The organism is Flavihumibacter sp. CACIAM 22H1 (assembly GCF_001601815.1).
Taxonomy (GTDB): Bacteria; Bacteroidota; Bacteroidia; order Chitinophagales; family Chitinophagaceae; genus Flavihumibacter.
Window position 1 is genome coordinate 53763 of the sequence record NZ_LUKG01000008.1, and the last position, 15780, is coordinate 69542.

The window sequence follows — 15780 nt, forward strand, 5'->3', positions numbered from 1 at the left end:
CTTAAACAGATTCCATTCAGATTCTATATCTTCAACCCCGATAAAAAAGCGAACTATATGGATGCAGCAATACAAGCAAAAGTGGACCAGTGGCTGAACGGTAATTACGATGCCGAAACAAAAGCCAGTATAGAGCAATTAGTAAAGAATAATCCTACAGAACTTGCCGATTCATTTTATCGTAACCTGGAATTTGGAACCGGCGGACTGCGCGGAATCATGGGGGTGGGATCCAACCGGATGAATAAATACACCGTTGGTATGGCTACCCAGGGGTTTGCCAATTACCTGAAAGCAAGCTTTCCAGGAACCGCTATAAAAGTGGCCATTGCCCACGATAGCCGGAACAATAGCCGCTTTTTTGCCGAAACCACTGCAAATGTTTTTGCCGCTAACGGTATTCAGGTATACCTGTTTGAAGCGCTTCGTCCAACGCCTGAATTAAGTTTCAGTATCCGTGCCCTGGGCTGCCAGGGCGGTGTGGTTTGTACCGCCTCTCATAACCCAAAAGAATACAATGGCTATAAGGCTTATTGGAACGACGGGGGACAACTGGTGCCACCACACGATAAAAACGTGATAAAAGAAGTGGAAAAAATTGCTTCGGTAGATGAAGTTAAATGGTCGGGGGGAGAAGCGAATATTACCCTGATCGGTGAGGCCATGGATACCGAATACCGGAAGATGGTAAAAAGCCTGAGTGTATACCCCGACGTAATAGCGCGGCAGAAAGACCTGAAAATTGTATATACGCCCATACACGGAACCGGCATAAAACTGGTTCCGGATGTATTAACAGATTTTGGATTTACCAATATTACCATCGTTGAGGAACAAAGTGAACCGAATGGAAATTTCCCTACCGTCAACTACCCGAATCCGGAAGAAGCGGACGCCATGGCGCTTGGCCTTAAGAAAGCGAAGGAAATAGACGCTGATATTTTATTGGGTACCGACCCTGATGCTGATCGGGTAGGCATCGGCGTAAAAGACAGCGCGGGTAACTGGGTGCTGATGAACGGTAACCAAACGGCTGTGCTGGCATTCAATTATATGATTGAAGCAAGAAAAGCAAAAGGCCTGGCCAAAGCCAATGACATGGTTGTAAAAACCATTGTTACCACCGAACTGATCGATGAAATTGCCGCTCAAAATAGCATTTCCTGTTATAATGTATTAACCGGTTTCAAATGGATTGCAGAGTTAATTAAGGAAAAAGAAGAAACCGAAAATTATGTCATAGGAGGGGAGGAAAGTTATGGATTGATGATCGGGTCTCAATTGCGCGATAAAGATGCAGTAAGTGCTGTTGCCCTGTTATGTGAAATGGCAGCCTATGAAAAAGATAAGGGCAGAAGCCTCTACCAAAAACTAATTGACCTTTATGTACAATACGGCTATTATAAAGAGCACCTGATTTCCATTACCAAAAAAGGCATGGACGGCCAGCAACAGATAGCCGCCATGATGGAAGGGTATCGCACCAATCCGCCATTATCCATCAACGGATCGGCAGTGGTGCAGTTGCTCGATTATGAATTACAAAAGGGAAAAAACTTACAGACAGGAGAGGAGTGGACCATTGCCCTACCCAAAAGCAATGTGTTGCAGTTTATCCTTGCCGATGGCAGTAAAATATCAGCCCGGCCAAGTGGTACGGAGCCCAAAATAAAATTCTACTTCAGTGTATTCACCAGCTTACCAGACATTGCCTCCTTTGCTGCGAAAGAAGCGGAACTGGATGGTCGTATTAAAGGTATTATTACTGATATGAAATTATAGGGCGCGTACCGGCTTACCTGCATTTTCTATATCTTGCGGGCGTTTATGAGACGATTTGAAGATACGTACCGGCATAAAGGACTTCGCAAGAAATTAGTTGACCTTTTAAAGGAGAAAGGCATCACAGACGAGCGTGTACTGGATGCCATTCTTCATTTGCCCCGTCATTATTTCCTGGATTCAGCTTTTGATGAAAAAGCCTATGAAGACAAAGCCTTCCCGATTGCCGTAGGGCAAACCATTTCTCAACCCTATACGGTGGCCTATCAAAGTCAGTTACTGGAGGTCAAACCCTTTGATAAAGTGCTGGAAATTGGCACCGGAAGCGCTTACCAGGCCTGTGTACTGGCAGAAATGGGTGCGCAGGTATATACCATCGAGCGCCAGAAAGCTTTGTTCGATCACAATAAGCAATTCAGCTATCTTAAGAAATATCCGAATATTAAGTTTTTTTATGGCGATGGTTTTGAAGGATTACCTACTTATGCCCCCTTTGACAAAGTAATCATAACGGCAGCGGCCCCCTTTATTCCGGAAAAACTGGTAGCCCAACTGAAAACAGGCGGAAAAATGGTCATTCCTCTGGGAGAAGGCGCGGTTCAGCGAATGCTTCGACTCACCAAAAAATCAGATGGCGGGTATACCGAAGAACTGTTTGATAATTTTTCCTTTGTACCCATGCTCGGCGGACGCGAGGGTAGTTAAAGAAATTCCACCACTTTCTTTACTACTTTATTTTCGCGGTAAATCTTCCGGTGCCCCAAGCCTTTTGTAATCATAAACTCTATATTAGGAGGGGATTTTTTCATAATTGGTTTTACATCTTTCAGGGGCGTGATATCATCCTCTTCGTCGTGGATCCATACAATTTGCGCCTGTATATGTTCTAAGGCCCGTGGTATGGAATAATAGGAAGAAGCAACCCCGCCTTTTTCAAGAACAATTTCTTCGAAACATTCCTGCACTTTTTCATCGAGCTGCAGAATTTTATAGAGGCTTTTTATGGCGGTGGTTGTTTCGGTTGCCGGCGCAATCAGTGCCAGCCGCACCTGCTCATCATGCGGTACCTGTTCTAAAAAATGCGTAACAGCCAGCCCACCAAAAGAGTGCGCCATAAAACTGTGAACAGGTCCCAGCTCTTTGTAAACAGCAGCAATTGTTTTCACATAAAGCGGAAGCGTAATCTGGGTACCGTCAGAAGCACCATGCGCCGGGGCATCTGCAGCAATTACCTCGTAGCCTTTTTTAATAAACGGGCTTATGTAGCGATCAAAATTGATAGCGGAAGATTCAAACCCGTGTAGGATCATCACTTTGCGGAGCCCACCTTTATTCCAACGATAAACTGCCACTCTTTTTCCTTCCACCTGTACAAAAAGGCGATCTGCCTTTTCAAAAACAGGCGCTTCTTTTTTCCTGCTTCGCCGAAAAGGAGTAGCAAAAATTTCAAACGCCATTTCCGCTGCTTTTCGTTTTGAGAAAACAGCCGTAAAATTCAATTTGGCCCGCAGGTAATTCAGGGCCAGCTTTTGTGCTAATTTCATACCATCAAAAGTACGATATGAATATTGTTTTGATAGGATCGGGAAATGTTGCGCAATCACTGGGCAGCCTGCTGGTAAAAGCCGGCCATTCCATTCTGCAGGTCATGAACCGGACGGAAGAACCGGGCCGAAAGCTGGCAGACCTCCTGCAGGCAGACTACATCGCAGGATATGCGGATCTTTCGCCGCATGCCGACCTGTATATTATTGCCCTTGCCGATAAAGCCATTCCTGAATTATTGCTACACGGTAAACTTGAGAACAAATTTGTAGTGCATACTGCAGGAACCATTCCTATGGCTGCCATAGCCGGCATTTCACACCGAACCGGTATTTTATACCCCCTGCAAAGCTTACGTGGAAAAGCCCCGGTAAGTGGTGAAATTCCTTTCCTACTGCAGGCCAGCCAGCCTGCCGACCTGGCATTACTGCAGGAACTGGTGCAGTCGATGAATGCCTCGTACCAGGTAGTAAATGATAAACAGCGTTTACAGATGCACGTGAGTGCTGTTTGGGTAAATAATTTTCCCAACCTAATGTATTCCATTGCCTACCGGCTTTGCCAGGAAAACAGGCTTTCCTTTGATCTTTTATTACCCCTGATCAGGGAAACCGGCTTAAGGCTGCAAACTATGCCGCAGCCCGGTGCTGCCGATCCATTTTTGTGGCAAACCGGTCCGGCTATGCGAGAGGATATGCTTACTGTAAGGAAACACCTGGAATGTATGAATCCGCATCCCGACTGGAAAGATCTCTACGAGCACCTGACCGAAGAAATCATTTCCTTAAAAAGCCAGGTAAGCGACTGACTTATTCAACTGGCTGAATAATATCAGTTCGTACCTCATACATGGATTTTTTGGACATAGGATCATCCATATAAACATCGTAGGAAGCACCCCGTGCTTTTTTATTATTAGCCTTCAGCCACTCCTGGATCTTTTTATAGGCCAGCTGTGTTTCCTCATAAGGACCATAATAGTGAACCACTACGGCTTTACCTGCCGGAATAGATTTCCATTTTATTCTGCCCGTGGTTGTAGCCGGGGCTTTGTTTACAGGGATGGCAGCTTCCAGTACAAAAGGCGCTCCTTCGGTAAAATACCAGGCGAGGGGGGCACCCGAAATCTGGAGTTGTGACTGTTGAATCAATTGTCCCATTTCGCCATAAGCTTTCTGTAAAACCGGGCCAATTTCAGACATTACCGCGGCGGTATCCAAAATACTAAGCGCCTGGAAGGCCGGCGTATTAATTTCTTCCAGGGTCATTTTGGGTTCCTGCAGTTTCAACTCGCCGGATTCAATTTTTTGCTTAAGCTGGGCAAGGCCTTTTTCGAAATCCGGCCCCATCATTTTATCAAAAAACAGCCCAAACCAGCGGCTGAGCGGATTATGCCCCAGATCGGCATTTAAGGTCCAGGTTATTTTTGTGCCCGCTGCGGAATCGGTGAGGTCCCATTTTGCACGGGTAGGCTCATCAGAACTTCCAAAAACCAGGTCAGTTGTAACCGACTTATCAGGTACTACGTCGGTAATTTCCAGTTTACCCTTTCCCACTTTCCAGTTCTCACTCGACCAGGTATACCAGGCTCCTTTGCCCTTGGTAACCGGCCCAAATTCTTTTTTCATGGCAGTATCTACCTGGTTCCAGGTCATCCAGGCATCATACGTGGTTAAGTCACTGATCACCCCATATACAACAGGGGTAGAAGTTTTGATTAAGGTAGAGCGGGAAATTGTTGCAGAACCGGGTAGAAAGGCTCCAATTAACAGAAGAACGGCCACAATTCCGGCTATCCATACCAAAATGCGGATCCCTTTTTTCATATACTTGCTTTAGGACTATTAAAGTAGTGAAAATCCTGCTTGTATTCATCGCTTTCGGTAGTTTTGCTCGCCCTCCGGAATTTGCTGGGGTTATCTAATAATCAACTTATCATGAGTCTTTTAGACCGATTTAAAAAAATTACCACCATTGCCCTTGATGTAGACGGGGTACTTACCGACGGTACCTTGTTACTACTGGAAGATGGCCAGATGGCCCGGCGCATGAATATAAAAGACGGGTATGCGCTGCAACTGGCGGTTAAAAAGGGCTATCGGTTGCTAATTATTTCCGGCGGACAATCCGAAGCAGTTCGGGAACGCCTGCAGAAACTGGGTATTCGGGATGTATTTATAAGGGCAGAGAACAAAACAGCCATCCTGGAAAATTACCGGCAGCAATATTCGCTGGAATGGGAAGAAATTTTGTTTATGGGAGATGATATCCCAGATTTTGCAGCAATGCAACTCGTTGGCCTGCCTTGTGCACCGGCAGATGCAGCTGCAGAAATAAAACAGCTATCTGCCTATATCAGCCCCTATAAAGGGGGCGAGGGTTGTGTAAGAGATATCCTGGAAAAGATCATGAAACTGCGGGGCGACTGGCAAATAGATACCACTGTTTCCAGTAAATAGTTTTAATCAATTTAAATTCATTTTTTGAAAACGATAGCTGCATTTCTACGATTGGTGCGGTGGCCGAACCTGGTCTTTATCGTTGTTACCCAGGTATTGTTTTATACCTGCATACTGGTACCAACGATTGGCCATAATCTTAAACTAACGTTTCCGGTATTTGAACTACTGGTAATATCCTCCGTTCTGATTGCTGCGGCAGGGTATATTATCAACGACTATTTTGACCTGAATATTGACCAGGTTAACAAGCCAGACGCCATTGTAGTGCAACGCTTTATTAGCCGTCGCTGGGCTATTTTCTGGCATTTTGTATTATCGAGTATTGGCATTGTACTGGCTTTTTATATTTCCTGGGAATTGAGAAACCCGATCATAGGATTTGCGAATTTTGGCTGTGTTATTCTCCTATGGCTTTATTCCACCACCTTTAAAAAACAGTTACTGGTAGGTAATATTTTAATTTCGTTGCTCACCGCCTGGGTAGTGCTGGTTATTTATTTTGCGGAAATGCAGGTTAGTTTGTTTGATGATCCTGCTTATATAGCCAGTTTTAAAAACGTATTCAAATATGCGATCTTATACAGTGGCTTTGCCTTCATTATTTCGCTGATCAGGGAAGTGGTTAAAGATGTGGAAGACCGGGAAGGAGATGCCCGTTATGGCTGTAAAACCATGCCCATTGTTTGGGGTTTAACGGCCAGTAAAGTATTCATAGCTATCTGGACCATTGTTTTACTGGCAAGCTTACTTATAATACAGGTCATTGGCCTGTTCAAAGGCTGGTGGTTGGGTGTTATTTATACGGCGCTGGCTGTATTGATTCCCATTGTAAAATTTTTGATTGATCTCAAGAAGGCCAAACAAGCCGAGTCTTTCCATCAACTCAGCAGCCTGGTTAAAGCAATTATGCTGGCAGGTATTTTAACGATGGTATTTTTTAAGTGGTACTTGTAATGGAAAAAATCATCCTGGCGTCTCAATCGCCACGTCGAAAACAATTACTGGAATGGGCAGAGATACCCTTTGAAATCAGGGTAAAAGAAACGGCCGAAACCTATCCTGCAGGTCTTCCTATTGAAGAAGTGCCTGTTTATATTGCGCGCGAAAAAGCAAGGATTATTCAGGAGGAAGTAAGAAAGGACCAGGTGGTACTGGCAGCAGATACCATCGTAGTATTGAACAATGAAATTATTGGTAAACCCCGCGACCGGGAAAATGCGCTTCATATATTGAGCCAGCTATCCGGACAAACACACCAGGTAATTACAGGGGTAGTGATAAAAAGAGGAGAGGCTGAATGGTCTTTTGCGGATAGCACCCGGGTGCAATTTCATCCAATCAGTAAGGCGGAAATGGAATATTATGTAGATCGGTATAAACCGTATGATAAGGCAGGCGCCTATGCCATACAGGAATGGATCGGGGTGATAGGAATTCATTCTATTCACGGCGATTTTTACAACGTGATGGGATTGCCGGTGAGCAGGGTTATTCAAACCCTCCGAAATCAGGTGTTTTAACGCTTGACCCCGGTTCTTAAACCGCTTAGTTTTCCATAAAAATGAAAGAGCGGTTACTACAGTTTATCTGGCAGGAGAAATTTTTCCAACTGCAAAACCTGGAGGTTGAAACCGGTGAGCAACTGATCATCCGAAACCCGGGCACCTGGAACAATGACCAGGGACCAGATTTCCTGAATGCACGCATATTGCTGGACGGAACTTTGTGGGCAGGCCATATTGAAATTCATATAAAAAGTTCTCAGTGGTTTCAGCACCGGCATGAAACAGATGCCGCTTATAACAATGTTATACTGCATGTAGTATGGCAAAACGACGACCGTCGGCTGGCCGACACATTACCAACCCTGGTGCTTCAACACCGGGTTTCCTCCCTATTGTTAAGCCGGTACCAACAGTTAATGGAAGCAGGCGGACAGTTTGTTTGTGAGGAATGGTTACCGGGCATAGCTGCCGGGTACTGGCTTTCCTGGAAGGAGAAATTAATCCGGGAACGGTTAGCCCGGAAAGCCGCCAGTTTGTTGCAGTTGTACAAGGAAAGCAACGGCAATTGGCAGGATAGCTGCTGGTGGTGGATGGCCCGTTACATGGGAGGTACTATAAATGGCGCTTTTTTTGAACAGGTTGCCAAATCCCTGCCCACCAGATTACTAGCGCGCCATAAGAAGCAGGTTATTCAGCTGGAAGCCATGTTGCTGGGGCAGGCGAACTTACTGGATCATTCGAATGCCGATGCATATGTACAGTTATTACAGCGGGAATATGCTTTTCTCCGGCACAAATACCAATTAACACCCGTGCATGGAACGCTGCAAAAACTGCGAATGCGCCCCGCTGCCTTTCCCGAAGTAAGGCTGGCCCAGTTAGCCATGCTGTTGCATCAGAACGGATTTTTGGGCAGTTCCTGGCTGGAAGCAACGCACCCCAAAGAACTGGCGAAAAACCTGGCTGTAACAGCCAATGATTTCTGGCACTACCATTTTACATTAGAAGAAGTAGCGCCCTATTACCCTAAACACCTGGGAGAAGAAATGGTACAGCAATTATTGATCAATGTAATTGTACCCTATGTATATGCAGCAGGCATCTACCAGCAACAGGCCGCGCTGCAGCAAAAGGCCCTGAACTGGCTGAAAGAACTATCGGCCGAAAAAAACACCTTGATCAAACAATGGCAACGGGCGGGTGTAAGTTGCCATTCTGCCATGGAAAGCCAGGCCTTACTGGAGCTAAAACATTCTTATTGCCAGGCTAAAAACTGCCTCGATTGTGCCATCGGGCAGTCTATATTAAATCAATCAGGCGGTATTGTACCGCCTGATTAAAAAATTATTACCATTCATACACCAGGTTCATCTGTACATCCGGTGAAAGACTTTTAAACACCGGGCAGTTATTGCCGACCCTTTCCAGGATGGTTTGATCTTTTTCACTAAGGTTTAACGTTTTGGGAAAGCGAAGAATTACGTCGATTTTACCGATTCTCCGGGGGTCACTTACCATATGTTTTTGGATATCGAGGGTAGTACCAGCCAGTTCAATGTCCATATCCTGTGCTTTGATGCCCATTGTAGTAATGGCGCAGGTTCCAAGGGCCACACAAACCATATCGGTGGGTGAAAAGCGCTCTCCTTTGCCACGGTTATCAGTAGGTGCATCGGTTTCAATCGTAGTGCCACTCTGTACATGGGTTGCTTTGCAACGTAATTGTCCTTCGTAAACAACGGATGCTGTCATGCTGTTATTTTTGCATAAATTTACGCTAGCAGGTACCTAAAAAAATGACTGTGAAAAAAATCTTGTTATTGCCGATAGGAATTGTGATGACAACCATGGTATGGGCCCAATCCAATCCCGCATCCCCTAAAAAGGATAAGAAAGCTGAGAAAAAGGAAAGAATCAATGCCCTGATTAAGATGGAAGAGGAGGGGCAACTCATCTTTGACAAACACAATGTATTTGGCCTGCGGTTGAACAGTGACGGCTGGGGCATCTGGTTTGAAAAAGGCAAGTTCATTACACCCCGGAAAACCCGGTTGATCCAGATCGAATTCAATGAAAAAAAACATCCTAAAGAAGACAAGGATGCCGGTAGTATTGACCTCTTCACCGGTAATGTGAACCAGTATGTTTTTGGGAAAGCGAATAATTTTTACCAGTTGAAAGGAGGATATGGCCAGCAACACCTGATCGGTGGAAAAAACAATAAAAACGGGGTTTCAGTAACCGGAATATGGGCAGGCGGAGTAAGTATTGGACTGGAAAAACCCTATTATGTAGATGTTGTTGATCGTACAACAGAAGAAAGAAGCCGCAAGCGTTTTACAGAAATAGAAGATTTTCGGCAATATAGTTACCTGGGGGCATCTGGTTTTACGGTAGGTTGGGGCGAGGTCAAATTCAACCCCGGGGCCCACGCAAAAGCAGCCCTGCGCTTTGATTATGGCCGCTTTAATGAAGTGGTTTCTGCTATCGAAGCAGGGGTGAACCTCGAGTATTACAGTAAATCAGTATTACAGATGGTGAACAACAAGGAGAAAAACCTGTTTTTTAATGCGTATGTTACCGTGCTCTTCGGTAAGCGTAAGTAACGTAATTTTGTACCATTATGCAGGAATTACCCGTCGTTGCAGCTGTCCCGAAAAATGAGTCTGCTATTAAAAAGCCCAATTGGCTAAGAGTTAAACTTCCCACCGGGGAAAACTATAAGCATGTTCGTTCTCTTGTAGATACACATAAGCTTCATACAATATGTGAAAGTGGAAATTGCCCTAATATGGGGGAATGCTGGGGAGAAGGAACCGCCACCTTTATGATTTTAGGCAATACCTGCACCCGCAGTTGCGGGTTCTGTGCGGTAGCCACCGGCAGGCCTGACCCGGTTGATTGGGATGAACCACAACGGGTGGCTGAAGCCATTTACCTGATGAAAGTAAAACATGCGGTCCTTACCTCTGTAGACCGTGACGAATTGAAAGACGGCGGCTCCACGATCTGGCACAATACCATTAAAGCGGTAAAACAATTAAACCCCGACACTACGTTGGAAACCCTGATTCCGGATTTCAAAGGAATTAAGGAACAGATACAGCAGGTTATCGATGCCGCACCGGAGGTAGTATCCCATAACATTGAAACGGTTGAACGCCTGACCAAAAGAGTGCGGATCCAGGCTAAGTACTGGAGAAGTATGGAGGTACTCAGAACCCTGAAAGAAGGCGGAATGCGGGTGAAAAGTGGTATTATGCTTGGACTGGGTGAAACCAGGGAAGAAGTAATTCAAACCCTTACAGATTTACGAGACAATGGGGTAGATGTAGTAACGATCGGACAATATCTTCAGCCCACAAAAAAGCATTTGCCGGTAGATCGCTTTGTACATCCGAATGAATTTGCCGAGTACCGCGAAATTGGTTATAACCTGGGCCTTGATTATGTTGAAAGCGGACCATTGGTACGTTCTTCTTATCATTCCGAACGGCATGTAATTCCGGGGTATGGAAGAGCCAAATGGCAGGAAGGAAAATAGTAAATAGTGAATGGTGACTTGCGCACCATTCACTATTTTTTATAAATTTTACAAGGAAGCATTACTCTGCTTCATTTCCCAAACCAGTGCGCTGGCGCCAAGAATAGCAGCATCCGCCTCGTGCAGATCGCTCTTGATCACTTTTACTTTATTCTTAAAGATTGGCAGCAGGTTTTTTTCCATGTGTTCGATGGTGGGATCAAAAATCAGGTTGCCGGCTTTTATCAGTCCGCCGAAAAGTATGATAGCTTCCGGGGAAGAGAACATTACAAAATTAGCGAGTGATTCGCCCAAAATCTGCCCCGTAAAACGGTATACGGCCTGTGAAATTTCGTCTCCCTGCATAGCGCAATCAAAAATCTGCTTGCTGGTTAATTCGTCTAGGTTGAATTTCCGGAGCAGACTGGTTTTTTCCGGCTGGTTCTGCAGCATTTCCTTAGCGGTTAATACAACCCCGGTAGCAGATGCATAGGCTTCGAGTGATCCAACCAATTCGGTCGACCAGTGCGGCCGGCCACCCGGACGAATAATCGTATGCCCCAGTTCTCCGGCAAAACCGTCGTGCCCGTAAATAAGCTGGCCATTGGCAACAATTCCGCTCCCAACGCCGGTACCCAGGGTAATGGTAATAAAATCACGCATCCCTTTTGCAGCTCCGTACTGCATTTCACCTACGGCCGCAGCATTGGCATCATTGGTTAAGGCCGTGGCAAGATGCATACGCTGGCTAACCATATCAGCCAGCGGAACCACCCCAACCCAGCGAAGATTCGGGGCATATTCAATGGTGCCGGTATAATAATTACCATTTGGGGCACCAATTCCGATACCTTTTATAAGTTCAGCACCACCCACTTTTTCAATCATCAGGTTCAAGCGCACACAAAGGGCATCTACAAACGCTTCCGGCGTCTCATATTCCGGCGTAGACAATTGTTCATACTGAAGGACTTCACCCCGGCGATTTACGATGCCGCATTTTGTATTGGTACCACCTATATCAACTCCGATGGCATACTCTAAAGGAATTTTTGTCATGCTCATAATCGCTTACTATTAATGTCCACCACCAATCTGGCTGTCGAAATCCAGTCCCTGGGAGGTTAATACGTTTTTAAGTTTCAGCGCAAGATAAGCAAGGAATGCAAAACAGGCCGCTGCTAATAAATAAGAAAAATGCATATCCTTCAGGTCGCCCAATACACCTTGCAGGGGCGGAAGTACTGCTCCACCGAGGATCATCATAATCAGGAAAGCGGAGCCCTGGCTGGTATATTTTCCCAGGCCGGCTACTGCCAGTGAAAAAATGGAGGGCCACATAACCGAACAACAAAGTCCTCCTGCCATCAGGGCATAAACCGAAATCAGTCCCTTGGTAAATACTCCGATTAGCATAAAAATGGTAGCCAGCACCGAAACCGTAAGCAGGGTTTTAACCGGTTTTTCCTGGCCATAGAAAAAGGCAAGAATCATAATAACTACCACTACGGAATAACCATACAGGTCACTAATATCGTTTCCTTTGAGATGATTGGCAAAAAGAACTACGCCAAATGCAATAAACGGAACAACAATGGTTGCTATTCGTTTACCCATGGCTGATAGGTTAAATACACCAATGGCACCCGTCCAGCGACCAATCATTAGGCTACCCCAATAAAGGGAAATAAAATGGGATATCTCACTTTCGTCCAGCCCAACTTCATTAAAGTATCCGGGTGTTTTTAATAAGGCACCAAAATTATTATCGATGGTTACTTCCACACCTACGTACACAAAAATTCCAAGCATACCATAGATAAGTTGTTCGTATCTCATAGCTCCCCAACCTTCCGGACTTTTCCGGGCTGAACCATTGGAATAAAAAAGAATAGCTACTACCGTTATCAGCGTAAGCAGCAATAAGGCCAGTTTGCTGGTATCGGTAAATTGACCAATCAGGATAATGGCCAGAATTATACCTGTCATAAGCAAAAGCGCGCCGGCGGCTTTATTGGCTTTTTCAAACCGTTCATCGTTTTTGCCGTCGGGCAGGTTTTTCGAAAAGGTAAAAAAGAGGGCAACCGCTGCAAAAACGGCTGCAACTATTACATACAGGGTATTTATATTGGTAATGGTTACCTCTTTACCGGCATCTGTAACGGAGCCAAAAAGGAAAAAGCTCACAATGATGGGGCCGAGTGTTGTTCCAAACGAGTTTACACCACCGCCCAGGTTCAGCCGTTGGGTACCGGTAGACGGGTCGCCCAGGGCAATAGCAAAGGGCTGTGCGGCTGTTTGTTGCAAAGAAAAGCCCAGTGCTACAATAAATAAAGACCCCAGGATGGCCGGGAAAGAATTTGCGTTGGCCGATGGAATAATCAGCAGGGCTCCGGCCACAGAAATCCAGAGACCGTAAATAATGCCTTTTTTATAACCGATTTTGTTCAGGATATCGTAGCCCAGTACGTTGGATACAATAAATAAGATCAGGCTCCCGATAAAATAAGCGCCATAATAAGCAGAACCGATTAACTGGCTCTGGAATTGGTTTAATTCAAAATGGGTTTTGCAGAAAGGGATCAGGATACTGTTGGAGGCAGCAATGAAACCCCAGAAAAAGAAAACCATTACAAGCGTTGCTAATGCGCCTGTATTCGTTGGTTGTTTGGTTTGCGACATGATAAAATCCAGGTTTTTAATTTGTCAATATGACCTTGCTGAGAAGCAGTGAAAATAGGAAGAATTTTATTTGTCTGAAATTTTTTCAATGGATCGTGCCCCCAATTCAATTTCTTATTATATTCAATCGTAATTATTTCTATGGAAATTCTTCATGTATCAGCCGAGTGCTATCCGGTAGCAAAGGCAGGTGGATTAGGCGATGTGGTCGGAGCATTACCCAAATACCTGGCAGAAGCCGGTCATATCTGTAAAGTTGTAATGCCAATGTACAGGACAAAGTTCCTGTATGAAAATAAATGGGAGGTGGTTCATAAGTCCAGCGCCTACCTGGGCGCTACCTGGTTCGATTATACCATTATTAAAGAAGCGACAAATAAACTGGGTTTTGATCTATACCTGGTTGATATTAATGGCTTGCTCGACCGGGAAAAGATCTATGGATATGCCGACGATACCGAACGGTTTATGTCTTTCCAGATTGCTGTAGTGGATTGGGTCAGCTCCTGGAAACACCATCCCGATATCCTGCATGTGCATGATCATCATACCGCGCTGATCCCGTTTATGCTTAAATACTGTTACCAGTATAGCCACCTGGAAGCAATTCCAACGGTACTTACCATTCACAATGCCCAATACCAGGGCTGGATGGATTGGAGCAAGGCCGACTATATTCCGCATTGGGATGGCTGGCGATGGGGCATACTCGACTGGAACAATATGATCAACCCGCTGGCAGCGGGCATTCGAAGCGCCTGGAAGGTAACCACGGTCAGCTGGAGTTATTTATACGAAATGCGGCAGGAAAGCAATGGCCTGGAAGCGCTTTTTGAATACGAAAAAGGGAAATGCTCCGGCATTATTAATGGAATCGACTCAGCGGTTTGGGATCCTGCTACAGATAGCTACCTGTCTGACCATTATTCCATGGAAACCCTGGCAAAAGGCAAGCGGGCCAATAAAGAAGCTCTTTGCAAAGAGTTTAACCTGAACCCGGAAAAGCCGCTTTTCATTTTCATTGGACGGCTGGTAGGGGAGAAGGCCGCCGACCTGCTGCCAAAAGCCATCGGAGACGCATTGTATTACATCGACCAGCGTATGAATTTCCTGGTTTTGGGAAGTGGCGAAACACAGGTAGAACAGGAGTTGGAAAACATGCGTTCGTACTGGATGGGCTACTATAATTCCAAAATCGGGTACAATGAACAATTGAGTCACCGGATGTACGCAGGTGCCGACTTTCTGCTGATGCCCAGCCGGGTAGAACCCTGCGGATTAAACCAGCTCTATGCCATGCGCTATGGAACCGTGCCGGTAGTACGCCGTACGGGAGGGTTGCGGGATACCGTACTTGATATCGGTGAGCCAGGGGGGTATGGTATAGCATTCAATAATGCCAGTGTAGGCGATATTACCCAGGGAGTTTACAGGGCCGTAGAATTGTACGAAGATCAGTTGCAATTTGATGCCATCCGTCGTAAACTTATGGAACTCGATTTCGGCTGGGATGTCAGCGCGAAACAATACATCGATTTATACAAATCTTTATTACCTTAATAGCGCCTCCCGAACACCAACCAATCAATCTAATCCAAACGTAACGATATGTCAATCAGCAAAGAAATACTTGCCGTAATCCTTGGAGGAGGTGCAGGTACCCGCCTCTACCCACTCACTGCCAGCAGAAGTAAGCCCGCCGTTCCCATTGCAGGCAAATATCGCCTGGTGGATATTCCCATTTCCAACTGTATGAACTCCAATATCAACCGGATGTTTGTACTAACCCAGTTTAATTCCGCATCCCTCAACCGGCATATCAAAAACACTTATCATTTCAGTGCCTTCAGTGCTGCATTTGTAGATATACTTGCTGCAGAACAAACCCCTGATAACCCTACCTGGTTCCAGGGAACAGCCGATGCGGTGCGGCAGAGCTTACGCCATATTATGCCGTTTGAAAGCGAATATGTGCTGATATTATCGGGCGACCAGCTCTACCAGATGGATTTCAGCGAAATGCTCGAAAACCATAAGAAAAGCGAAGCCGATATTTCCATTGCCACCATTCCTGTTGCAGAGCGGGAAGCTCCTGAATTCGGCATTTTAAAAGCTTCGGATGGATTTATTACCTCGTTCGTGGAAAAGCCCAAAAAGGATGTATTACCTGAATGGATCAGCGACACAGGGGACGAAATGCGGCAGCAGGGCCGGCAGTACCTGGCTTCCATGGGTATTTATATATTCAACCGGAAACTGTTGTTTGATTTATTGGAGAACG

The 15780-nt window shown here is 45.5% G+C and carries 16 protein-coding genes; 11 read left to right on the top strand and 5 right to left on the bottom strand.

Annotation, left to right across the window (positions count from 1 at the left end):
• The first annotated feature begins 57 nt into the window (after positions 1-57).
• Together A1D16_RS04300 and A1D16_RS04305 are read left to right on the top strand one after the other, a co-directional pair.
• Positions 58-1782 (top strand): phospho-sugar mutase, encoded by a 1725-nt coding sequence (locus tag A1D16_RS04300; RefSeq protein ID WP_290708003.1) that lies wholly within the window; start codon positions 58-60, stop codon positions 1780-1782.
• A gap of 45 nt (positions 1783-1827) precedes the next feature.
• A complete protein-coding gene (locus A1D16_RS04305; RefSeq protein WP_290708004.1) occupies positions 1828-2487 on the top strand; it encodes a protein-L-isoaspartate(D-aspartate) O-methyltransferase in 660 nt (219 codons plus the stop codon).
• On the opposite strand, the gene A1D16_RS04310 is transcribed toward A1D16_RS04305, so the two are convergent.
• Complete coding sequence (locus A1D16_RS04310; protein ID WP_290708005.1) at positions 2484-3326, bottom strand: alpha/beta hydrolase; 843 nt, start codon at positions 3324-3326, stop codon at positions 2484-2486. The two genes, A1D16_RS04305 and A1D16_RS04310, sit on opposite strands and share 4 nt — an antisense overlap.
• A 17-nt stretch (positions 3327-3343) precedes the next feature.
• Between A1D16_RS04310 and A1D16_RS04315 the strand changes: the two genes are divergently transcribed.
• Positions 3344-4135 carry a F420-dependent NADP oxidoreductase gene (locus tag A1D16_RS04315; RefSeq protein WP_290708006.1) on the top strand — a complete coding sequence of 264 codons (792 nt, stop codon included), beginning with the start codon at positions 3344-3346 and terminating at the stop codon, positions 4133-4135.
• Between the two features lies 1 nt (position 4136).
• Here the strand turns inward: A1D16_RS04315 and A1D16_RS04320 are convergent, their stop codons facing one another.
• The gene (locus tag A1D16_RS04320) at positions 4137-5153 is read right to left on the bottom strand and encodes an SRPBCC family protein (RefSeq protein ID WP_290708007.1); all 1017 of its coding nucleotides are present in this window, start codon (positions 5151-5153) and stop codon (positions 4137-4139) included.
• Positions 5154-5264: 111 nt separating this feature from the next.
• Between A1D16_RS04320 and A1D16_RS04325 the strand changes: the two genes are divergently transcribed.
• From A1D16_RS04325 to A1D16_RS04340, 4 genes are read left to right on the top strand one after another with little or no spacing between them, the layout of a single operon-like run.
• Positions 5265-5786, top strand: a complete 522-nt coding sequence (locus tag A1D16_RS04325; RefSeq protein ID WP_290708009.1) for an HAD-IIIA family hydrolase — start codon at positions 5265-5267, stop codon at positions 5784-5786.
• A gap of 24 nt (positions 5787-5810) precedes the next feature.
• Positions 5811-6743: a geranylgeranylglycerol-phosphate geranylgeranyltransferase gene (locus A1D16_RS04330; protein ID WP_290708010.1), complete on the top strand. Its 933-nt coding sequence runs from the start codon at positions 5811-5813 to the stop codon at positions 6741-6743.
• Entirely contained in the window at positions 6743-7309 is a 567-nt protein-coding gene (locus tag A1D16_RS04335; protein ID WP_290708011.1) for a Maf family nucleotide pyrophosphatase, read from the top strand. Before A1D16_RS04330 ends, A1D16_RS04335 begins: the two co-directional genes overlap by 1 nt.
• A 41-nt stretch (positions 7310-7350) precedes the next feature.
• Complete coding sequence (locus A1D16_RS04340) at positions 7351-8634, top strand: DUF2851 family protein (RefSeq protein WP_290708012.1); 1284 nt, start codon at positions 7351-7353, stop codon at positions 8632-8634.
• Positions 8635-8641: 7 nt separating this feature from the next.
• Here A1D16_RS04340 and A1D16_RS04345 read toward each other — a convergent pair whose 3' ends face one another.
• A complete protein-coding gene (locus A1D16_RS04345) occupies positions 8642-9046 on the bottom strand; it encodes an OsmC family protein (protein ID WP_290708013.1) in 405 nt (134 codons plus the stop codon).
• Positions 9047-9096: 50 nt separating this feature from the next.
• On the opposite strand from A1D16_RS04345, the gene A1D16_RS04350 reads away from it, so the two are divergent.
• Both A1D16_RS04350 and lipA read left to right on the top strand, forming a co-directional pair.
• Entirely contained in the window at positions 9097-9900 is an 804-nt protein-coding gene (locus A1D16_RS04350) for a hypothetical protein (protein WP_290708014.1), read from the top strand.
• Between the two features lie 17 nt (positions 9901-9917).
• On the top strand, positions 9918-10838 hold the full coding sequence (lipA, locus tag A1D16_RS04355) for a lipoyl synthase (RefSeq protein ID WP_290708015.1): 921 nt from the start codon (positions 9918-9920) through the stop codon (positions 10836-10838).
• Between the two features lie 48 nt (positions 10839-10886).
• Here the strand turns inward: lipA and A1D16_RS04360 are convergent, their stop codons facing one another.
• Positions 10887-11882, bottom strand: a complete 996-nt coding sequence (locus tag A1D16_RS04360) for an ROK family protein (protein WP_290708016.1) — start codon at positions 11880-11882, stop codon at positions 10887-10889.
• Positions 11883-11894: 12 nt separating this feature from the next.
• The gene (locus tag A1D16_RS04365) at positions 11895-13499 is read right to left on the bottom strand and encodes an MFS transporter (RefSeq protein ID WP_290708018.1); all 1605 of its coding nucleotides are present in this window, start codon (positions 13497-13499) and stop codon (positions 11895-11897) included.
• Between the two features lie 141 nt (positions 13500-13640).
• Between A1D16_RS04365 and A1D16_RS04370 the strand changes: the two genes are divergently transcribed.
• Both A1D16_RS04370 and A1D16_RS04375 read left to right on the top strand, forming a co-directional pair.
• Positions 13641-15059: a glycogen synthase gene (locus A1D16_RS04370; RefSeq protein ID WP_290708019.1), complete on the top strand. Its 1419-nt coding sequence runs from the start codon at positions 13641-13643 to the stop codon at positions 15057-15059.
• A 48-nt stretch (positions 15060-15107) separates the two neighbouring features.
• Positions 15108-15780 (top strand): sugar phosphate nucleotidyltransferase (locus A1D16_RS04375; RefSeq protein WP_290708020.1); only part of this gene is annotated, 673 nt, incomplete at its 3' end.